Annotated in this window: 17 protein-coding genes; 12 read left to right on the forward strand and 5 right to left on the reverse strand. The window is 39.9% G+C overall.

Annotated features, from left to right (window positions below):
• Positions 1–33: 33 nt before the first annotated feature.
• On the reverse strand, positions 34–927 hold the full coding sequence (locus QL984_RS04440; protein ID WP_013463085.1) for a cation diffusion facilitator family transporter: 894 nt from the start codon (positions 925–927) through the stop codon (positions 34–36).
• A gap of 223 nt (positions 928–1,150) precedes the next feature.
• Here QL984_RS04440 and QL984_RS04445 point away from each other — a divergent pair, with 223 nt between their 5' ends.
• From QL984_RS04445 to QL984_RS04460, 4 genes are all read left to right on the forward strand, one after another.
• Entirely contained in the window at positions 1,151–2,605 is a 1,455-nt protein-coding gene (locus tag QL984_RS04445; RefSeq protein WP_290172020.1) for a diguanylate cyclase, read from the forward strand.
• Positions 2,606–2,664: 59 nt separating this feature from the next.
• Positions 2,665–3,534, forward strand: a complete 870-nt coding sequence (locus tag QL984_RS04450) for a patatin family protein (protein ID WP_083494679.1) — start codon at positions 2,665–2,667, stop codon at positions 3,532–3,534.
• Between the two features lie 337 nt (positions 3,535–3,871).
• Complete coding sequence (locus QL984_RS04455) at positions 3,872–5,896, forward strand: ATP-binding protein (RefSeq protein WP_138764181.1); 2,025 nt, start codon at positions 3,872–3,874, stop codon at positions 5,894–5,896.
• A 48-nt stretch (positions 5,897–5,944) separates the two neighbouring features.
• Positions 5,945–6,136, forward strand: a complete 192-nt coding sequence (locus QL984_RS04460; RefSeq protein ID WP_013463077.1) for a DUF3185 family protein — start codon at positions 5,945–5,947, stop codon at positions 6,134–6,136.
• Between the two features lie 95 nt (positions 6,137–6,231).
• Here QL984_RS04460 and ahpF read toward each other — a convergent pair whose 3' ends face one another.
• Together ahpF and ahpC are read right to left on the reverse strand one after the other, a co-directional pair.
• Positions 6,232–7,809, reverse strand: coding sequence for an alkyl hydroperoxide reductase subunit F (gene ahpF, locus QL984_RS04465; protein ID WP_138764180.1), 1,578 nt, complete (start codon positions 7,807–7,809; stop codon positions 6,232–6,234).
• A gap of 166 nt (positions 7,810–7,975) precedes the next feature.
• Positions 7,976–8,545, reverse strand: coding sequence for an alkyl hydroperoxide reductase subunit C (gene ahpC / locus QL984_RS04470; protein ID WP_008115650.1), 570 nt, complete (start codon positions 8,543–8,545; stop codon positions 7,976–7,978).
• 297 nt (positions 8,546–8,842) lie between these two features.
• On the opposite strand from ahpC, the gene QL984_RS04475 reads away from it, so the two are divergent.
• From QL984_RS04475 to QL984_RS04485, 3 genes are all read left to right on the forward strand, one after another.
• Positions 8,843–9,262 carry a DUF3429 domain-containing protein gene (locus QL984_RS04475; protein ID WP_138764179.1) on the forward strand — a complete coding sequence of 140 codons (420 nt, stop codon included), beginning with the start codon at positions 8,843–8,845 and terminating at the stop codon, positions 9,260–9,262.
• 67 nt (positions 9,263–9,329) lie between these two features.
• Positions 9,330–9,728, forward strand: coding sequence for a hypothetical protein (locus QL984_RS04480; RefSeq protein ID WP_028834167.1), 399 nt, complete (start codon positions 9,330–9,332; stop codon positions 9,726–9,728).
• A 6-nt stretch (positions 9,729–9,734) separates the two neighbouring features.
• Positions 9,735–10,544: a class I SAM-dependent methyltransferase gene (locus QL984_RS04485; RefSeq protein WP_138764178.1), complete on the forward strand. Its 810-nt coding sequence runs from the start codon at positions 9,735–9,737 to the stop codon at positions 10,542–10,544.
• Between the two features lie 267 nt (positions 10,545–10,811).
• Here the strand turns inward: QL984_RS04485 and QL984_RS04490 are convergent, their stop codons facing one another.
• Positions 10,812–12,410: a GMC family oxidoreductase N-terminal domain-containing protein gene (locus QL984_RS04490; protein ID WP_138764345.1), complete on the reverse strand. Its 1,599-nt coding sequence runs from the start codon at positions 12,408–12,410 to the stop codon at positions 10,812–10,814.
• 89 nt (positions 12,411–12,499) lie between these two features.
• Here QL984_RS04490 and QL984_RS04495 point away from each other — a divergent pair, with 89 nt between their 5' ends.
• The 3 genes from QL984_RS04495 to QL984_RS04505 all read left to right on the forward strand — a co-directional run bounded on the left by QL984_RS04495 (position 12,500) and on the right by QL984_RS04505 (position 15,603).
• Entirely contained in the window at positions 12,500–13,501 is a 1,002-nt protein-coding gene (locus QL984_RS04495; protein ID WP_138764344.1) for an AraC family transcriptional regulator ligand-binding domain-containing protein, read from the forward strand.
• A 37-nt stretch (positions 13,502–13,538) separates the two neighbouring features.
• Complete coding sequence (locus QL984_RS04500) at positions 13,539–14,540, forward strand: Gfo/Idh/MocA family oxidoreductase (RefSeq protein ID WP_028834171.1); 1,002 nt, start codon at positions 13,539–13,541, stop codon at positions 14,538–14,540.
• Between the two features lie 193 nt (positions 14,541–14,733).
• The gene (locus QL984_RS04505; RefSeq protein ID WP_016899600.1) at positions 14,734–15,603 is read left to right on the forward strand and encodes a DMT family transporter; all 870 of its coding nucleotides are present in this window, start codon (positions 14,734–14,736) and stop codon (positions 15,601–15,603) included.
• Positions 15,604–15,679: 76 nt separating this feature from the next.
• Here the strand turns inward: QL984_RS04505 and QL984_RS04510 are convergent, their stop codons facing one another.
• A complete protein-coding gene (locus tag QL984_RS04510) occupies positions 15,680–16,774 on the reverse strand; it encodes an NADH:flavin oxidoreductase/NADH oxidase (RefSeq protein WP_016899599.1) in 1,095 nt (364 codons plus the stop codon).
• Between the two features lie 374 nt (positions 16,775–17,148).
• On the opposite strand from QL984_RS04510, the gene QL984_RS04515 reads away from it, so the two are divergent.
• Both QL984_RS04515 and QL984_RS04520 read left to right on the forward strand, forming a co-directional pair.
• Positions 17,149–19,563: a TonB-dependent receptor gene (locus QL984_RS04515; protein WP_290172024.1), complete on the forward strand. Its 2,415-nt coding sequence runs from the start codon at positions 17,149–17,151 to the stop codon at positions 19,561–19,563.
• A 110-nt stretch (positions 19,564–19,673) separates the two neighbouring features.
• Positions 19,674–21,263, forward strand: a complete 1,590-nt coding sequence (locus QL984_RS04520) for a tetratricopeptide repeat-containing sulfotransferase family protein (RefSeq protein WP_290172025.1) — start codon at positions 19,674–19,676, stop codon at positions 21,261–21,263.
• Positions 21,264–21,284 lie beyond the last annotated feature (21 nt).

The raw sequence follows: 21,284 nt of genomic DNA on the forward strand, positions 1-21,284 counted from the left end.
CGACTTAGTTAAGTCGCTTTTAGGTTTAACGCATTAGTGTATGTGCTTGCATTCGTAGCTTTCTATTTGTAATACGCTGTTGCGCACATTAAATTTATCTGCAAGCAGTTTAATTACCTTTAAGCGGCACTCTTCATCATGTTTTTCTATAGTACAGTGTTGTTTTAGCACAACATGAGCACCAACAATAACCTTTTTGTTTTTACGAACAACAGTGACATTGTGCACATTTGCAACATGTTCCATGGTGGTTATTTCTGTTTCAATATCGGCCACTTTAGGTAACTTAGCTTTATTTGAACGCAACCCCTTGAGACAGCTAATAATGACCTTAATACCGGTAAACAAGACAAAAGACGCAATTAACATGCTCGATAAAATATCAATTACATTCCAGCCTGTTATGTATATAAGTACACCAGCAGCAAAAGTAGAAACCGTTGATATTAAATCAAAAAACGAGTGTAAAAACACGGCATACACATTAATGCTCGCCTTACGGCCTTTATAAAGCACCCATGCCGCTGCGCCATGAAATAAAAAACCAATAGCAGCAATTACCGACATTAAGTAACTATTAATAACCAGCTCATGTCCCCCTTTATGATGCATAAAGCGCTCAGTGCCCTCATATAAAATAAGTGAACTAATGGCTAGGTATAAAACGCCGTTGATCAACCCCCCTATTAGCTCTGCTTTTTGATGGCCATCGTTATAGGTTTTAGCTAAATGAATAGCAAAGCTAGACGCAATGAGAGCAATGAACAAAGAGCTATTATGAACAAACAAATGCCCTGCATCAGCAAGTACTGCAAGTGAGTTTGCGTAATACGCACCCACTAATTGAATCACCATAAATGAGCAGGTAATTGCAAGTGCAATTAACAAACGGCGACGAGAAGCGTGATGTGTGGTTATTTCTGTCATGAAATATAATAGACCTTCACTAAAAATAAAGTAAGCTTATGAAATAAAGCAAATTGGGAAATACGTAATGATATACAGTCACAATTATAATACGTAGGCCAAATAAACGCACTAAAAACTTAGTAAAATACAAAAAACTGTACTAAAAATAACTAAGCGGATACAAAAATAATAATTAATTCATAAATATGGGTAGTTTTCATATTTTAATGCGGAGAAACCAGTGAGCCATGACTCAAACAATACAATTTGGCAGATTTTTAATCTAATTAATTTAGCCGTGATTGCTTATGATAATAAAACGCATCACTACACGTTAAACCAACATGCTAAAACACTACTTAATATAAATAGTGATGACGCTGTTAGTAACGATGTTTTTAAGAGTATTACTCTTCGCGACTTTAATGATGATACGGTGATAACCATTGAGCAATTATTTTCATCAAATATCACAGCTGTTTTATTAGAGTGTGAATTTTCGCCGCAGCTTTTAAATGTTAATTATTCAATAGTTAATGACTCTGTATCTATGATCACTTTAGAGCAAGATCGTACAATTACAGAACAATATAACTTTGATCAAATTATCTCTAAAATTTCTACCAAACTTATTGATATACAAAATGACAATATAGACCAGCAAATTAACTTTGCCCTTAAAGCCATTGGCACTGTACTGAAGGCAGACCGCAGTTATTTATTTGAATTCAACACCGACAACGAAACTATCACCAATACTCACGAATGGGTCAATACGGGTATTATCGCTTGCAAAGACAGACTGCAAAATGTACCCAAAGTTGAACTACCCTACTTTTTTGAAATAATGAATGAGAGTCATCTATTTCAAGTGAATGATATTGAACAATTACCAGCAAAAGCCGACGCTGAAAAAGTTGAATTTAAAGAGCAAAATATTCAATCTGTTTTGTGCATAGGCCTACGTTTTGATGAAGAGCTAGTAGGCTTTATTGGTTGTGATTGTGTTAAAACAAAACGCCACTGGAGCAAAATAGATTTAATTAGAATAAAGCTCGTAGGCGAAATCATTAATAATGCACTTAAAAATATTAACTATAAAAAAAAGCTACAGTTAACCCAAGAACAATTAATTAACGCTAATACAAAATTAAATAAGTTAGCAAACACCGATGCACTTACTGATATTGCCAACCGCCGATTTTTTGATACTTCCCTAAAGAGCGAAATTAAACGCTCTGCAAGACAACACCAACCAATTAGTTTAATTATGTGTGATATCGACTTTTTTAAGCCCTATAACGACAATTATGGCCACCACAAAGGCGATGAAACGTTAAAACACGTTGCTCGTGCATTAAAAAATTTATGTAAACGTGAGGGTGACATAGCAGCTCGCTATGGCGGTGAAGAATTCGCAATCATTTTACCTGCTACGAATATAGAGCAATGCCATAAATTTGCTTTGTTAATTGAGCAAAAAATAAAAGCACTTAATATTACGCATGAGTTCTCTCCTATTGCCCCTTACATAACACTTAGCTTTGGTTGCTTTTGTAGTTATCCAAATGCAGATAGAATTGCTAATCAATCTGGGTTTTCATCGAGTGTTAGCTTTCGACAACAGTTTTTAGCCGCTTTCTCTATTTCACCTTCCGCTTACAGAAAGCAATTTAAAAGTAGCGAGCCGCAATAAAAAGTTACTCGCACATACGCAAATCACTTGTTAGCATGAGGTATTATCAAAGGATGGAAATGAGCATGACGAACAATAATCATACGTTAGTCGTTGAAGGTGGTGCAATGCGCGGTATTTTTGCTGCAGGTGTACTTGATGAGTTTTTAGAGCAAGGATATCAACCCTTTAATCGGTATTTTGGAGTATCAGCTGGTGCTACAAATGTGGCAGCCTATTTATGTAAGCAGCCAACACGCAACTACAAAGTGATCACCGATTACTCCTGCAGGCCAGAATTTATTAATCTCGCACGTTTTATCAAAGGCGGCCATCTATTTGATTTAGATTGGCTGTGGCAAGAGACAGTTCGTGAAATCCCCTTGAATACCGACGAATTCTCGCAATCTCCTTACGATTTTTATATTGTTGCAACGGCAATAGATTCAGGTAAAGCTCACTATTTGCAAGCAACGGGCAATGAAATGGTTGAGCAATTAAAAGCCTCTTGCGCCATCCCAATCGCTTATCGGGATTACCCAACAATAAACGGGATCGCAATGACCGATGGTGGCGTTGCCGATTCTATTCCGGTAAAAAAAGCCTATGAAATGGGTGCATCAGAAATAACAGTTATCCTTTCCCAACCTTTAGGCTATCGTAAAAAAGACAACAAAGTACCGTGGTTAACTAAACAACTCTATAAACAGAGCCCTGCGCTTGCAGAGGCCGCCATACAGCGTTCTAAAAATTATAATGACAGTATTGATTTTTTGCACAATGCTCCGTCAGATTGCAAAATAAATATTATTGCACCACCAACAGGGTTTAAAGTCGGCCGCACCACTAAAAATCGAGCTATACTCAATTCAGGCTATCAAATGGGCATAAGTGAAGCTAAAAGTTACTTGGATAACCCTAGATTTGGTAGCAATGGTTATGAGCGATAAAACCATTTCAAACAGATTGCCCGAAGTCAAAATTGCATTTACTCATACACCCAAAGCTATTGAAATTATAAAATATGTTTATGGTGAACGTTACTCAACGTGCTTGAGCATACACAGGTAATACAAGAAGGGTTATTAATAAACAGTATGGACTCAGAAGAAATATATAGTGATATAACCCTGAATTTACATCTAATTCAAGCTATTAATTTTTAAACCCGCGAGTTAATGTAGTAAGGAATTATGTGTTAATGGCTTATTGTCAAAAAATAGATTATGTTTAGGCATAGTGCTTGCTTGTGTTCTTGTGTACGTACTAAATAAATTAAGGTTTTTTGTGAATTTTCTTCGATGCTTTCATAATATAGTCTCTGATCAACAGCTTAGCTTTGATCAAAAAATTGCAGACTTACTTGCTTTTGGGCTCGATGTTTTTCAGCTCGATTTGGCTATTATCAGCCGCGTAAAAAATAATTCTTACACTGTTTTACATGCTATTACCCCTGACAATTCTCTTGCTATTGGTACTGAGTTTGAGTTAAACGGCACCTACTGTACACATACTTTGTTGGCCAACTCTGCACTGGCATTTCATAATGCGTCGCAAAGTAGTATTGCAAATCATCCTTGCTATATTAATTTCCAATTGGAGGCGTATATTGGAGCGCCTATACGAATAGGTACAGACGTATTTGGAACTGTTAACTTTTCATCAGCTCAGGAATGCGCCCCTTTTAGCGACGAAGCTTATGATTATATTGAATTATTGGCTCAGTGGTTGGGCTCAGAATTTGCGCGCAATCAGGATAAAGTTAATCTCACTAAAAATAGTGACACCTTATTGAAACTTGAAAGCGTTGCAAATATAGGCACATGGGAAGTCGACCTAATAGACAATAGCATTTTTTGGAGCCAGCAAACTCGACGTATTCATCAAGCCGAAGAAGGCTATACTCCAAACATGGAAACAGCCATTGAATTTTATAAAGCGGGTAAAAGTCGAGATAGCATTAATAAAGCGGTAGAAAATGCGGTATCTAAGGGTGAAAAATGGCATTTAGAGCTGGAAATAGTTACCGCAAAGCAGCAAAATATTTGGGTGTCGACTTTTGGAGAGGCCGAGTTTAACAACGGCAAATGTGTGCGATTATTTGGTACTTTTCAAGATATAACTGAAGCCGTTAAGTTACGCGAAGAGTTAAAACAAAAAAAAGCACTTGCAGAACAACTCCTCCAAGACCGTAGTATGCTGTTTGCCAAAATTAGTCATGAGCTTAGAACCCCGCTTAATGGTATTACGGGAATGTTAGCGACTCTCATTGATGAACACGATTATGACAAGCGGGCAGAAAAAATTAAAGTCGCCCTTCGAAGTGCTGACATTTTATTAAGTATTATTAATGAAGTACTCGATTTTTCAAAAATAAATCATGGTGAGTTAAAACTGGAGCCTCACCACTCTCTACTTAAAACGGTATTTACCGATTTGGTTTCTTTATATTCGGTATTGTTTAGTAATAAACACATTGAACTGCTAGCCACTAATCTCATTCCTAATGATGTTTGGGTATACTGCGACACCTCTCGATTAAGCCAAATTGTCTCTAATTTACTAAGTAACGCGTTAAAATTTACAGAGCATGGATCTGTTTCTCTCTATTCGCAATTAGCATTAGACACAAAACACCCTTTACTTACCATTAAAATAACCGACACGGGTCGCGGCATGAGTAAAGCGTATTTAAACTCATTATTTAAGCCTTTTACCCAAGAGGTTGATGCTAACAACAATAAAGGCGGCACCGGATTAGGTTTAGCAATTGTTAAAGAACTCGTTGGTTTTATGAATGGCAAAATTGAAGTAACGAGTGAGGTTAATGTGGGTACGTGTTTTACCTTAACTATCCCGATTGAACTTGGCAAACAACAAATACAGACACCGAGTCTTAAATTGATTAATAATCATGGTGCCAAATTATCAGTACTGGTGGTTGATGATAACGAAATAAACCGCCTTGTATTAGAAGCTGCGCTGGATAAGTTTAATATAAAATCAGACTTTGCCATAGACGGCCAAGACGCAATTTTAAAGTGCAAACAAAAGCATTACGATCTTATTTTTATGGATTGTATTATGCCAATACTTGATGGTTTTGAAGCTACCAAACAATTAAGATCTAATAACATTTGTAGCCCCAAAAGCACATATATCGTCGCTCTGACGGCTAATGCTTCTTCCCAAGATAAACTAAGCTGTAAACAAGCGGGCATGGATATGTTTATAGCCAAACCATTTAAGCTTCCAGCAATAGAAGAAGCAATTACAAATACATTAAAAAGGCTGAGCGTAGCCACATTATAATAACGAGTGTCGCTCAGATTAACTTGCACTAGAAAACAAAGGATCATTATGACAAATAAAATTATTGGTATTGTACTTATTGTTATTGGTATCGCACTGGCAATATGGGGCTATGACGTTTATGACTCAGCAGCCTCTCAGGTTACCCGCGCATTAAACGGCGAAACACCTATGGAAGCCTGGCTTGGCTTTATTGGTGGCGCAGTCTGTATTTTAGTGGGTATTACCCGACTTAAATAGCGCTCAAAAAAGCCGCCTTTGGAGAGGGCGGCTTGGGTGAACAAACAGCTATGGGTGAGAGCTGTTATATCAAGAGACTTTAAGCTAAAACACTATTAAGCAGCGCTTTGCTCTGCATCGGGCGTTTGACGAATTAAATAGTCAAACGCACCTAGGCTTGCTGTTGCGCCCGCCCCCATCGCAATAATAATTTGCTTAAATGGCGTAGTGGTTGCATCACCTGCAGCATAAACGCCTTGTAACGATGTTGCGCCTTTGGCATCAATGAGTATTTCACCAAATTGGCTCAGTTCAAGGTCGCTGTCTTTCAACCATTCGGTATTAGGTATTAAACCAATTTGTACAAATATACCGGCTAAGTTCAACTGTTTACTCTCGCCGCTAAGGCGGTCGGTATAACTTAACCCCGTTACTTTTTTGCCATCACCAAGTACTTCCGTGGTTTGGGCGTTTTTAATAATAGTGATGTTTTTTAAGCTATTAGCTTTACGAATAAGTACCTCATCGGCGCGTAACGTATCAGCAAATTCAAGCACAGTAACGTGTTCAACTATATTGGCTAAATCAATTGCCGCCTCAATACCTGAATTACCACCACCAATAACCGCAACCGGTTTACCTTTAAATAGAGGCCCATCACAGTGCGGGCAGTATGCAACGCCATGGCCTTTATACTGTTGCTCACCGGGTACATTCATTTCGCGCCAGCGTGCACCGGTTGCTAGTACGAGTGATTTTGCTTTTAATACAGCGCCATTTTCTAAAGTAATATCATACCCATTACTGCCTTTTTGCAGGTTTGCCGCGCGTTGGTTGTGCATAACATCAACATCGTATTCTTTAACGTGTTCTTCCAACTGAGCCACCATTTTTGGCCCTTGCGTTGCTTTAATTGAAATAAAATTTTCAATCGCTAATGTGTCAGCTACCTGGCCACCAAATCGTTCGGCAACCACCCCCGTATTTAGCCCTTTACGTGCAGAATAAATAGCTGCCGAAGCACCAGCTGGCCCACCACCAACGACAAGTACATCAAACACCGACTTTTCATTGAGTGATGCTGCTTGGCGCTGTGCACCTTTGCTATCCACTTTATTTAAAATATCAGTGAGGCTCATGGCCCCTTGGCTAAAAGGTTCACCATTTAAATAAACAGCAGGTACAGCCAGTATGTTTCTTTGCTCAACTTCCTCTTGAAATAATGCCCCATCAATCATGGTGGCTTTAATATTACTATTTGTTGCTGCCATAGTATTAAGTGCCTGCACAACTTGCGGGCAGGTTTGGCAACTCAAGCTAATATACACTTCAAAATTGAGTGTTTGCTCAAGTGTTTGTATTTGTTCAATGTCATCTTTACTTGCTTTACTAGGGTGACCACCCGTATGTAATAGCGCTAAAACTAAACTAGTAAATTCGTGCCCCATAGGTACACCTGCAAAGGTAATATGGGTGTTTTTTTCTGGTGAATGCACCACCATAGAAGGCCTGCGGGCGCTAGTATCGGGATTATTTATTACACTAAACTTATCGCTTAGTGACGCTAAATCGTTTGCAAGACTTTCTACTTCTGTTGATTTTTTGCTGTCGTCCAAGGCGATAAGCAGCTCAACAGGCTGAGTCAGCGATTCAAAATGGCTTTTTAGTTGGTTCTTTATGTTGTTATCTAACATGGCTTAGCCCCTTAAGGAAAATTAAAACAGCAAGGTTCCCATGCCATCAGTGCATGTGCGAAATTTTAGAAACGTGTGATGGCGTGGGAAAGTGCCCAGTGAACCTATACAGGCTCACTGGTATTAGAGTCATGTTCTACTCTAAATTTTTAGTTAGTGGTAAGGTTTAAATCTTACCAACTAGGTCTAGTGAAGGTGCTAATGTGTCTTCACCTGGCTGCCAAGATGCAGGACAAACTTCGCCATCATGTGTTGCAATGTATTGCGCTGCTTGTACTTTACGAACTAACTCTTTAGCACTACGACCAATGCCTAAATCATGTGTTTCAACAACTTTAATTTCGCCTTCAGGGTTCATTACAAATGTACCGCGAAGTGCTAAACCATCATCTTCAATCATGACACCAAAGTTACGTGTAATGCGTCCTGTTGGGTCACCAATCATTGGGTAAGTAATTTTACCGATGGTGTCTGACGTGTCATGCCATGCTTTGTGCGTAAAGTGTGTATCAGTTGATACTGAATAAACTTCAACGCCCATTTCTTGTAACTGTGCGTAATGATCTGCAAGGTCACCTAATTCAGTTGGGCATACAAATGTGAAATCTGCAGGGTAAAAGAAAAAGATAGACCACTTACCTAATACGTCTTTTTCAGTGAGTTCTACAAAGTCACCATTGTGGTAAGCTGTTGCATTGAAAGGTTGTAATTTTGTGTTAATCAATGAAGTGCTCATAGTATTCCTCATTTATGTTTAGTGTATTTAAAAAGTTAACGCCTTGTGCGTTGGCTTGATTAATACAATAAGGCCATTGAGAAATTAAATAAAATTGATTGTTTAGATTGAAACAATCGATTTTTAAGATTGAAAATCCAAGGAGTGATCTACTGCTTACTTTTAAGCGTTAAAGCAGTTATAACTCAACTACCACTCATAGTCAGTTGCGCTATATAGATTTTAATAAGATTACACTGCACATCCTTGCTACAATAACGTGGTTTACATTACACAACCTTCAAAGGCATTTCATTTATGGAAAAATTCGTCAATCACATTCAACTTGGCTATTTGGGCTTATTGCCATTTTTAGGCTGTGTGGGCTGGCCACTCATGGTTGGCAGTAACAGTGTAAATTTAGAGTTTTTTAGTTTTTACAGCATTGCTATTTTAGCGTTTATGGCGGGTAATTTATGGCATGCAGGCCAACAAAGCTTTGCCGATGCGATTAAAGCAGTGCTACCGGTCATTCCTATTCCGTTTTTATCATTCTTACCGATTGAGTGGATGCTTGCGTGGTTAGGCGCGAGTTTTTGGTTAGTACTGATTTTTGAAAAGGCCACAATACAGTGGCAGGGTCATCATAAAGATTATCAAAAAATGCGTTTTGTGCTCACATCAGTGGTATTTGTGTGTCATATCTTAATTATTGGTATGAGTATTTACCCTAAATAACACGCCATGGCTTAACCATTGGTCTGTAATAGGGTAACATCCGCGCACTGTATTGAGAGGACACACCATGATAGACCAATTACGCCAACAGCTTACTGACCTTGGTGAGAATTTTGTAGAAAAAAACGCGGCTTTTAAAATTAAAGTTATCCCGTTTTTTTGCGCTATTAGCATAAAAAAAGATCATAAAAGTGAGGGGCGTCTTTCTTTTTATTCAAATCAGCTCATTGAAATATTTATGGTGGTGTTGTTTGTTTTATTTGGCTTAGCCATTTACGACCCTCAAGCCGGTTTTACTCATGGCCCTATTCATATTGTGTTTGCTATTTTGATTACCTTTAACTTAATTCTTAAACAAGTTGCCATTGAAGGGTTAAAAACGCGTTTAGCTATGTATAGGTTGCATCAACAGCTGATTAATACACCGCATCCTGACACATCGCCTGTTACTAATAAAAACATATAATTTAATATGTATTTAAACCCAAATTGGAACATACTCACGGTAGGTGATGGCGACTTATCGTTTTCAAACGCGCTTTACAACCACATTAAACCGCAAAAGTTAGTTGCCTCAACCTATGATGCAGCTGCAACTCTTACAGAAAAATACCCCGATAACGCGCTTGCCTCACTTAAAGCACATAAAATTGATGTGCTTAATGAATTTGATGTCACCAACACACAATGTTGGCAACAACTAGCCGAGCACCTAAACAGCTTTGATGTAGTGATTTTTCAATTTCCACTTATTCCTGCGTTTATTGGTCGCGACGCATTTGAGAAAAATACACGTAATAACAGCATGAACGTGCTTAACCGTGCGTTACTGCATCAATTTATAAAATATGCCAATGAGTTTGCCTTGAACCCACAAGGCCCTGGGTTATGCTATATAACCTCAAAAGATGTTAAACCGTATCGTGAGTGGAATATTGAGGGGAGTTTAAATACCCATTTAAACGCACAATATCAAGGACAAATGCCATTCGATATCAGTCGCTTTGATGGCTATAAAATTCGCAATGTCGACCGTGACAAACACGTCAAAGATACCAGCGGTATTACCTATGTATTTAGTGAAAATACACCACCCGAATTAAGTGCTATGTTAGCAACTCCTAACTATCTAACTGATAATTATTGCCCGCTTTGTCGTGTGGGGCCGTTTTTAGCGGATGAAGATAAAAACAAACATTTTGCCGCTAAAAAACACCAGCAAATGGTCAAACTAGAGCAAGACTGGCAGCAATGGTTAACGGCGTTTTATAAGTCAAGTTAATCGTGCAGAGTGCTTAGGGTCTGTTGACCTTTCGGATTAAAATTTGTTCAAACTAGGGGCGATTAAATCGCGGCGCGAGGTTTGTAACCTAGTGGGCTAAGTAAAAACCGAGCAACAAAGAGTAAATCGCCCCTAGGCAGAACCCTTCGGGCAGCGCTTGTTTGGCATTGATGCTGCGTTATCGCCAATTTATGGGGAATAACCACACGACATAGGCTCTGCCTTGCCTAAATACCAAAAAGACTGCTGCAAATTCAACCTTGAAGGTCAACAGACCCTAATTAAGTCAGCTGCTTTTTCTGCAATTGCTATTACCCCAGCATTGGTATTTCCGGTAATAATACTGGGCATAATAGAGGCGTCTACCACCCGTAAATTTTGCACACCGTGAACACGTAATTCGCTATCAACCACAGCCATATCATCTTGGCCCATTTTGCAGGTTCCTACGGGGTGATATTCTGTATCGGCTGTTTGCCTAATAAACTCAATAAGCTGCGCATCATCATTAATATCAAGCGGATACACCATATCTGCACGAATAATATCAAACGCTTTGCTTTGCATTATGCTTAATGTTTTTTTAAGCCCAAGTAGCATAACCTGTAAATCATCGGGGTGGCTTAAATAATTAGGATCAATGAGTGGCGCATTTACAGGGTTGGCATCCGCTAAACGAATAGTGCCGCGGCTTTTAGGGTGCATTATGCTGCTATGAATACTGTATCCATGGCCATAATGCAGTTTACGGCTGTGATCGTCCACCAGCCCAATAACAAATTCAAGTTGCACATCGGGCACAATAGAATCTGTAAATAAGTTTACAAACGCATGCGACTCGGCAAAGTTACTGGTTAGCTTTCCTTCGCGTTTGGCAAACCAATCAACGCATCCTTTTGCAATATTAAACGCACCGCTGGCACTTATTCCAAATGTGCCTTGCGAATATTTTGCTTTGTATAATGGCACAACGGTTAAGTGATCGTGCAAATTACTGCCTACACCTTCTAATGGCGTTACAAGCTCAATGTTATGCTGCTTTAAATGATCTGCAGGCCCCACTCCCGATAACATTAAAAGTTGGGGGGAGTTAATCGCACCGGCACTTAAAATAACTTCTTTATGGGCATTTAGCACATAGCTTTTATTATTAACTGCAACTGTTACACCAGTTGCAGATTTCCCGCAAAAATTAATTTTATGCACCTGCGCATCAGTGAGCACGGTTAAGTTTTTACGAGCTAAATTAGGTGTTAAGTACGCTTTTGCCGCACTGCAACGCTCCCCTTTATGTTGAGTGACCTGCGATAACCGCGCACCTAGCTGTTGCTGCGCATTAATATCGTCATTAAGGGCTACGCCTTGCTCTTGGCATGCTTTTAAAAACAGCTGATTAACTGGGCTTGGTAAACTTAGCTCTTGCACATGTAAGGGGCCATTTACACCATGATATGGGCTGTTGATAAAGGTTTTGTTGTTTTCAGCTTTGATAAAATAAGGCAGCAAACTGGTATAATCCCAGCCGGTATTTCCCATAGCGGCCCAGTTGTCGTAGTCTTTTTTATTCCCTCTTATGTAAACCATGGCATTGATTGAACTTGAACCACCAAGCACTTTACCTCTGGGCATAAACCCACAGCGGTTATTAAGCTCTTTTTGTGGCACCGTATTGTAATGCCAGCTATTAATGCCATAAGGCACACTAGCTGCAACTCCCGCAGGCATTTGCACCATAGCACTTTGGTCACAGCCGCCGGCTTCAATTAAACACACACTCACATTTTTATTTTCAGATAATCGCGAGGCAACAACACAGCCAGCACTGCCTGCGCCAATCACAATGTAATCAAATGAGGTGGTATGCATAAAATATCTCCCATTAAAAAAACTACTTTGCATGGATTATCTACTAAAAACTTGATATTTTTAGACACCTCTTCACTAATGCAACTGTTATGAGCAGCCTAATTAAAGCCACTTCTTTACAGGGAATTGATACATTAATTACCGAACTAGGTGGTGATACAGCAAGCATTATGCGCCATTGCGCCATTGAGGTAACGTTAAACTCCCTTGAAACCCAAAGCTTAACATATCGCCATTATGCCGAACTTTTAGAATACTGCGCTCATAGCTTAAACTGCCCAAGTTTTGGTCTTAAACTCGCTAGCAAACAAAGTTTTGATATTTTAGGGCATATCGCTATCGCCGCTAAAAGTGGAACTGATTTAGGTGAAGCGCTTACATGGGTAATTAAATACCTGCACTTACATACACCCGCACTTAATTTAACCACGCATACACTTGAAGATGACCAAAATATATTTTTATCATTCGAAATAAAACTCAAGCCTTTACCTGTTATAAATCAAGTTATTGAATTAACAATTGCACTGGCGCTCGCTACCTTAAAAAAAGTGAGCCAAAATCAATGTAAACCCATTAAGGTATTTTTACCGCAAAAGCTTGATGCAAATCTGCGCGCTTACCATCAGCACTTTGGCTGTAACGTTATTGAACACAGAAATAGCGCCGGTATTTTAATCGCCAAAAACGATTTATTATTGCCACTTAATGTTTCTGATCAACACAAAGTACAAGCCGCATTAAACTTTTTAGCCGCTAATAATGCGCATACTCAGTCGTTACCTTCGCAAGTAAGTGCACTTATTCGACCCATGCTGCCCCTTTTTCAATGCTCAAATCAAACGATAGCAACGGCACTTAATCTGCATCCTCGCACCTTGCATCGTGAACTTAAAAAACATAACACCAGCTTTGTAAAACTAAAAGATGCCACTCGCCGCGTATTATGTGAACACTATTTAATGCAAAACCAATTTTCTATTTCACATATTTCCGAGCTGTTAGGTTATCAAGAACAAGCCACATTAAGTGCCAGTGTAAAACGCTGGTTTAACTGCTCTGCCCGCGCATTTAGAGCAAAATATTGTTAAACTGCAAAGCTGTGTAAAATACATAAAAAGGCTAAACATGAATTTTGTAATTGTAGGTACCAATTTTATTAGCGACACCCTACTTGATGCGGCAAGTACTCTGAGTAATTTTAATTTATACGGTGTGTGTTCTCGGGCAGAAAGTAGCGCTGAGCGATTTTTAGCTAATCACCCCACTCATTCTCAAGCAAAAATATTTACCTCCATTGACGCTGTTTGCCAAGACGAGCTTGTAGAGGCAGTATATATTGCCGCACCAAATAGCCTGCATAAAGACTATGCTGTGCAATGTTTAGCTGCGGGCAAACACGTACTTGGCGAAAAACCCTCAGCAGCAAATAGTCATGAGCTTACTGCTATTTTAACGGCTGCTCAAAAACATCAACGTTTGTACATGGAAGCGATGATGACAACGCATTTACCTAACTTTGCTGTTTTAAAAAACGCATTAAAAAGAATCGGTACACCGCGTAAATTTATTGGCCAATTTAGCCAATACTCGTCTCGTTACGATAAGCTCAAAAACGGCGAGCGCCCTAATACCTTTTTACCTGAATTTGCAAATGGCGCATTAGTAGACTTGGGTATTTACCCACTTTATTTACTTATAGCACTGTGGGGCGCACCAAACAGTGTGCACGCCAGTGGCGTATTACTAGAAACCGGTGTTGATGGTGCCGGCGATGTACTTTTAAATTATGCAGATAAACAAGCGGTAATTAGTTATTCAAAAATATCGCAAGGCGAGAACATCACCGAAATACAAGGTGAGTTAGGCCGTATTCGTATTGAAGCTGTATCGCAACTTAAAAAAGTGGAATTCATCGCTAATAATGGCCAAAAAGAAACAATAAGTGCAGATTTTGATGAGCATTTTATGAAGTATGAAGTGGCGCACTTTATTGAAATGATTGAGCAAAATGCATTAGAGTCACATATTAACAACCACCAGCTTTCACGCGATGTGATGACGGTACTCGATACCGCCCGCGCACAATTAGGCGTTATATACCCTGCAGATAGTAAAGCTAAACTATAAATTTTTACTCAATCAGTCAGCCCTCATTACCTGCCACCTCAATCTTAAAAAAGAGTAACGCTTATTTTTTATTTAGCCCAGTGATAGCCTCTCATCACTGGGGACTCCATGTAAAACGTTAATTTACATTTACCTGCGTAGGCAAAAGCAGGTAATATGCGCCGCAATTAAATGGCAATATTTAAGGACGACCATGCAAAAATCAACCAAAGAGCTATTACTGGCTATTTTATGCATATTGCTTGCAATGATCACTATTCAGTCTGGGGCTTCACTGGCTAAGCAGCTTTTCCCTATTGTTGGCCCTGAGGGCACAACGGCCTTACGTTTAGGTTTTTCTGCCGCTATTCTTTGTTTAATTTTTAAACCTTGGAGACACTTTCCGGTTGCAAGCCAGCGTTTACCCATCTTAATTTATGGTTTGAGCCTAGGCGGCATGAACATTCTATTTTATTACGCCATTGAACGTATTCCACTGGGTATTGGTGTTGCGCTTGAATTTACCGGGCCACTTGCCGTTGCGTTATTTTCATCAAGACGAAAGCGTGATTTATTTTGGGTTGCTTGCGCAATTACCGGAATATTATTACTGTTACCCGATATGAAAGGCCAAGAAAGTTTAGATCCAATTGGCGTGATTTTAGCGCTTGCAGCGGGTGCGTGTTGGGCAGGTTATATTTTATTTGGTAAAAAAACCGGCAGCCAAAGCTCTGGTGGCGCAACGGTAGCGATGGGCATGACCATTTCAGCTATTGTGCTTGTACCTTATGGTGGCATATCACAAAGTGCCGCATTTACTTGGGATATTATTCCGTTAGGTATTGCCATTGCGGTACTTTCAAGTGCCCTACCTTACACTTTAGAAATGATCACATTGCGGAATATGTCGCCGCAAGGGTTTAGCATTATGATGAGCCTTGAACCCGCTATTGCAGCACTCGCTGGCTTAGTTATTTTAGGTGAACTACTTAGCATTTGGCAGTGGCTCGCTATTTTATTAGTTATTATTGCCTCGGTTGGCAGCTCAACGTCAAACAGTAAAAAGCAGCCAGTTCCTGCTTAATATTTAATTAAATATTAAACTACCGAGACACACAAAACCCACGCTATTTGCTAGGGTTTTGTAGTTAAGTCATTCACTATTTTATAGGGGATGGCTGGCCATGTGGGCTTGAGCGCAAATATTGCTTTGGTGCTTGTACTTGCGCGCCCAACTCGGCCGCAGCATGCCAAGGCCAATGTGGGTTATATAAAATACCCCGCGCTAAAGCGACACCATCAGCACGTTCATCACTAATAATACTTTCAGCTTGCTGCGCCTCGGTAATTAAACCCACTGCTATCACTGGCATATTCACAACCTGTTTAATGGCGGTTGCAAACGGCACCTGAAAATTCTTAGCAACAGGTATATTTTGCTCAGGGCTTAAACCCGCAGTGCTTACATGAATAAAGTCACACCCTAACGCGTCAAGCGCTTTTGCCAGTTCAATTGATTGCGGTAAATCCCAACCATCATCAACCCAATCGGTTGCTGAAATACGTACACCCACCGCTTTATTGCTTGGAAATGCCGTTCTTACAGCTTTAAATACGTCGAGTAATAATCGCATTCTATTTTCTAGGCTACCACCGTATTGATCATCACGTTTGTTTGCCAGCGGCGATAAAAACTGGTGTAGCAAATAACCGTGCGCGCCATGTATTTCAATTAAATCAAGGCCCAACTCGTCAGCGCGCTTTGCCGCATTAACAAAGTCACTTATGAGCGAATCTATATCATCTTGGTTCATCGCTTTGGGAGTGGGGCTGTTTTCATCATAGGCAATGGCTGATGGCGCAACCGTTTGCCAACCATTGAGGTGATCGGGCATAAGTACCCCACCGCCATCCCATGGTTTATCGGTTGACGCTTTACGACCTGCATGGGCTAATTGAATACCAATAGGCATTGGGCTGTATTGTCTTACGGCCGTTAAACTTTTTGCTAATGCAGCTTGGGTTGTATCATCCCATAATCCTAAATCGGCGTAACTAATTCGCCCTTCGGGATTAACGGCCGTCGCTTCTAAAATAAGTAAACCCGCTCCACTTAAACTCAATTGCCCTAAATGAATGGTATGCCAGTCACTTGCAGCGCCATTGTTGGCCGAGTACTGGCACATGGGTGCAATAATAATTCTATTCTCTAGGCTTAATTTACCAAGTGACAATGGTGAAAACAGCTTTGACATTATAAATCCTCATATAACTGACTCACAGCCACAGCTAAACTGTGCTGTTGTTGTTATCAATAATTAAACATGTATTTATAAAGGTTATGGGGGGGAATATTCATTTTTATAGTGTTTATAAAAATATAAGTAATGACGTTTTAAACTATTCGTTATCCAGTTTTTATCTCTATTAAGCACAATTATTATTTTGGTTGATTTTAAAGCAACGCCTTTGTTTATTTAATATACAGCGCGAAACACCCAAACTCACTTTTATATTTTTATTCTAAAAAAGTGAATTAAAATTCATATTTTTATTTCCATCACTAAAACACCCTGATACTATTAGCGCTCATTTATAAACACATTTTATTGAACTAGGATCACTTTTTATGTTTAAACCAAGCCTGTTAACCTTGGCTGTATCAAGCGCACTGAGCGGTGTATTATTTAGCAGTAATGCAGTGGCTCAAGAGCAAGTTATTGAAAAGAACAAATCGCTTGAAGTTATTGAGGTTACAGCAACGCGCCGAAGTGGCTCAATTCAAGCTGCGCCTCTTAACATTACCGCGCTCGATGCTGATGTAATGAAAGATCAAAACATCAGTGAGCTGGCCGATGTAGCACGTTGGGTACCGGGCTTAACAATTACAGATCAAGGTGGCCGTGCCGGTTCACCTATTATAGTCCGTGGTTTAAATACTAATTCATCAGGGCCTTCATCAGATGGTGGCACTGTTGCCACTTATATTAATGAAATTCCAGTATCGGTAGATATGCGTCTTGTTGATGTAGAGCGAGTAGAAGTACTTATTGGGCCACAAGGCACATTGTATGGCGCAGGCACACTAGGCGGTGCTATTCGCTATATGCTTAAAGAGCCAGAGCTTGATTTCATATCAGGTGAAGTATTTGGTGATGTTTTTCAAACTCAAGAAAGTGATTCGGTCGGTGGTGAAGCGGGCTTTATCTTCAATTTACCTTTAATTGAAGACAAACTGGCGGTACGTAGCAGCTTAAATATTTATGAAGATCCTGGGTTTATTGACTACGCTTACACCGTTCGTGAACCTGGTGTGTCGATTACCGACCCTGATTGGACAAACCTTGATGCAGTCAACAGCAATCTTAAAAATGTAAAAGACGCCAACGGTGAAACCACCACAACTGGCCGTATTTCATTGCGTTACAAAGCAACTGAGTCATTCGAAGGCACATTAAACTACTTCTATCAAAAGCAAGATACTGAGGGTCGTTCCATTGTTCATCACAACAGCCTTAATGCTAACAATGGCTTAAATGATCGCATTGGCAAATACGAGTCAGCGTACCGTTATGAAGAGCCACGGATAAAAGAAGACCAATTACTAAGCCTTGAACTTAAAGCCGACTTAGGTTTTGCTGAGCTAGTATCAGCTACCGGTATTTCACACTTTGACGCCGATGGGCAACGCGACCAAACTGATCTTTTAATTCGCTTAGACTATGGCTACGAAGAGTTTCCTTCGTTTTCAGCCTTTACTCGTGAAATTGACGAAAAAGACACGTTTACCCAAGAACTGCGTTTAGTCTCACAAAGCGATAGCGATTTAAGCTGGATTGTTGGTGGTTTTTACAACAAAACTGACACCGATGCATCAAGCAGAGAGTACACACCAGGGTTTGATCAATTCGCAGTTGATAATTTTGGTGGCGCACAACTTAGACCAGACTCTTTAGAGTATTTAGAAATTACTGGCAGCAAAGTCACTGAATCAGCGCTTTTTGGTGAAGTGGGTTACCAAGTAACCGATAAACTCGACATTACCATTGGCGCGCGTTTTTACGAATACGATGTTGAATCAAAAGCGGCTTTTGACTTCCCATTAGCAAATACCTTGTATGAAGGTGCTGCACCTGATGCAATCTCAATTAATTTTGAAGAAAACAAAGCGGGTGACAACGGTAATCTATTTAAATTTAATGCTAAGTATCAGTTTACTGATACTGTAATGGGATACGCCACTGTTAGCGAAGGCTTTAGAATTGGCGGCTCAAATGGCCTAGTGCCTTGTCCTGTGCCCTTACCTGAGGATCAACAAACAGGCTGCGGTACACCTGATGAAATGCTGTATGAAGCAGATACCACAACTAACTATGAACTAGGCTTTAAAAGTACCTGGATGAGAAGCCAACTACACTTTAACGCCGCGCTATTCAATGTTGATTGGGATAACGCACAAATTGCAGGGGCAACCACCGTTGGCCAATTACCGTACCTGTCAAATGCAGGTAGCGCTAATGCTAAAGGGATTGAGGTTGCCACACGTGCAATCTTATCAGACTCGTTTACTGCCTATGCAACTTATGCCTATACAAAAGCAGAACTAACCTCAGACGCTCCGTATTTATTTAATGCCGATGGCACTGATGGCGCAAAAGATGGCGACCGTTTACCAGGCTCGCCAGAGCATCAGTTTTCCATGGGGATTAATTATCAAACAGACGTGTTAAATGATAAAACCTTAGATATTAACTACGGTTTAACTGCACAAAGTGATGTAATTTCAAAAGTAGGCCTACGTGATAATGGTGAAGCACTCCCAGGTTATAGCTTAAGTAATCTTTCAGCTAAATTAACCGCCGATGCATGGTCGACTACTTTATATGTAGATAACCTATTTAATAAATATGCGGTTACCTCTGTTCGTCGCTCAGATGCGGATATTACAACAGCGAATGGCGCAGACATACAACGTAACTATGGTTACTATATTAATCGCCCGCTTACTGTTGGCATTAAATTTAACTATAAGTTTGAAATATAACTAAGCGACAAGTTTGAAATATAATTAAACGATAAGTTTAAGTACAATAAAAAGGCTCAAATTAATTTTGAGCCTTTTTATTTGTAAGTACATTATTTATAAGAGTATTCATGCAGCCAAACTTAAAGCAACTACACCAAAGCGCTATAAACAACTTAAACCAAGGCAACATTCAGCAAGCGCATAAAGCACTGGTTGAGCTAGTGACACAGCAGCCTGACTTTGCTGATGGCTACTTTTTACTCGCCATGGTTAATTTACAGGTTGGCCAAATTTATAAAGCAATAAAGCTAATTGAAAAAGCATTAAGCTTTACTAAGTCTATTGAATATACAGCGCAACTTGCCAAGTGTTACGCCCTTACTGGCGATTTACAAAAAGCGAAAAGCACCGCACTCAGCGTTAAGCTTGAACATATTAGTAAAGCACTTGATGCCGATACATTAGGCGTCGCAATAACCCAAGCGGGTTTACATCAGCATGCTGCTGACTATTTTAAATACGCGTTAAGTTTGGCTGAAGCGAGTAATACTCGTCAGCCGCAGTTTTATTATAACTATGGGGTATGTGCTAAATTTTTAGGCCAGTTTGAAAAGGCGCAGCACGCGTTTGAAAATGCCATTGCACTGAATCCGCTTCATCATCAAAGTCATTTTGCTTTAGCTGATTTAACTAAAGTCACTGAGCAAAACAACCACATAGCGCGATTAAAAAACGTATTTACACAGGTCAATCATCCCGACGCTAAACTGCATATAGGTCATGCGCTCGCAAAAGAATATCAAGACCTAGGAGAGTTTTCAGCGGCCTTTAATGCATTACAACAAGGTAAAAAAGCAAAACACGCTAATAAGGCGTTTGATAATCAAGCGTCTGAGGCTTTATTTTCACATATAAAACAGCTCAGTGATAAATACAAAAACCAACAAACAGCTGGCAACCAAAGCAGTGAGCCAATTTTTGTATTAGGCATGCCGCGCTCTGGCACCACCTTAGTTGAGCGCATTTTATCAAGCCACAGCGACGTACAATCAGCGGGCGAGCTGCAAGACTTTGGCCTAAGTGTAAAAAAACTTAGCCAAACACCCACGCCTCAAGTACTCGACACAGATACCTTAAGCCAAGCTTACCAGCTTGATTTTGCAAAACTTGGCAGTACTTACCTTGAGGCGACCCGTGTAGTTACCGGTAGCCATAAACACTTTATTGATAAATTACCGTTTAACTTTTTTTATATTGATTTAATTACCAAAGCCCTGCCAAACGCCAAAATAATTTGCCTACTTCGCGACCCCATGGACACCTGTATTGGTAACTATCGTCAGCTATTTACTATTAATAACCCCTACTACGCGTACTCCTTAGACTTACTCGACACCGCTAAATTTTACAGCCGCTTTTATAAACTGATGCAGCACTTCAGCGCCCTGCACAGCAATATTAAACTAGTAAAATACGAAGAGCTCATCGCCGCACCGGAGCAAAAAATAAAAGAATTGGTGAGCTATTGCGACTTAGACTGGCAACCACAGTGCCTTGATTTTCATTTAAACACCGCACCGGTATCAACCGCTAGCAAAATGCAAGTGCGCCAACCGCTTAACAATAAAGCCATAGGCCGCTGGAAAAAGTTTAAACCCCATACAGATGAAGCGCAGGCTTATTTAGTTAATGAAGGAGTTATAGGTTTAATGAAATAACAACAAATGTTACGTGGACGG

The organism is Pseudoalteromonas sp. APC 3495 (assembly GCF_030407645.1).
Classification (GTDB): Bacteria; Pseudomonadota; Gammaproteobacteria; order Enterobacterales; family Alteromonadaceae; genus Pseudoalteromonas; species Pseudoalteromonas tetraodonis.

What these genes read in the sequence shown, in the direction of transcription:
- QL984_RS04485 (WP_138764178.1), top strand. Translation starts at nt 9,735, where the DNA reads ATGTATTTAAACCCAAATTGGAACATACTCACGGTAGGTGATGGCGAC.
- QL984_RS04505 (WP_016899600.1), top strand. Translation starts at nt 14,734, where the DNA reads ATGCAAAAATCAACCAAAGAGCTATTACTGGCTATTTTATGCATATTG.
- QL984_RS04510 (WP_016899599.1), bottom strand. Translation starts at nt 16,774, where the DNA reads ATGTCAAAGCTGTTTTCACCATTGTCACTTGGTAAATTAAGCCTAGAG.
- QL984_RS04490 (WP_138764345.1), bottom strand. Translation starts at nt 12,410, where the DNA reads ATGCATACCACCTCATTTGATTACATTGTGATTGGCGCAGGCAGTGCT.
- QL984_RS04475 (WP_138764179.1), top strand. Translation starts at nt 8,843, where the DNA reads ATGGAAAAATTCGTCAATCACATTCAACTTGGCTATTTGGGCTTATTG.
- ahpF (WP_138764180.1), bottom strand. Translation starts at nt 7,809, where the DNA reads ATGTTAGATAACAACATAAAGAACCAACTAAAAAGCCATTTTGAATCG.
- QL984_RS04450 (WP_083494679.1), top strand. Translation starts at nt 2,665, where the DNA reads ATGAGCATGACGAACAATAATCATACGTTAGTCGTTGAAGGTGGTGCA.
- ahpC (WP_008115650.1), bottom strand. Translation starts at nt 8,545, where the DNA reads ATGAGCACTTCATTGATTAACACAAAATTACAACCTTTCAATGCAACA.
- QL984_RS04520 (WP_290172025.1), top strand. Translation starts at nt 19,674, where the DNA reads ATGCAGCCAAACTTAAAGCAACTACACCAAAGCGCTATAAACAACTTA.
- QL984_RS04515 (WP_290172024.1), top strand. Translation starts at nt 17,149, where the DNA reads ATGTTTAAACCAAGCCTGTTAACCTTGGCTGTATCAAGCGCACTGAGC.
- QL984_RS04480 (WP_028834167.1), top strand. Translation starts at nt 9,330, where the DNA reads ATGATAGACCAATTACGCCAACAGCTTACTGACCTTGGTGAGAATTTT.
- QL984_RS04500 (WP_028834171.1), top strand. Translation starts at nt 13,539, where the DNA reads ATGAATTTTGTAATTGTAGGTACCAATTTTATTAGCGACACCCTACTT.
- QL984_RS04440 (WP_013463085.1), bottom strand. Translation starts at nt 927, where the DNA reads ATGACAGAAATAACCACACATCACGCTTCTCGTCGCCGTTTGTTAATT.
- QL984_RS04495 (WP_138764344.1), top strand. Translation starts at nt 12,500, where the DNA reads ATGAGCAGCCTAATTAAAGCCACTTCTTTACAGGGAATTGATACATTA.
- QL984_RS04460 (WP_013463077.1), top strand. Translation starts at nt 5,945, where the DNA reads ATGACAAATAAAATTATTGGTATTGTACTTATTGTTATTGGTATCGCA.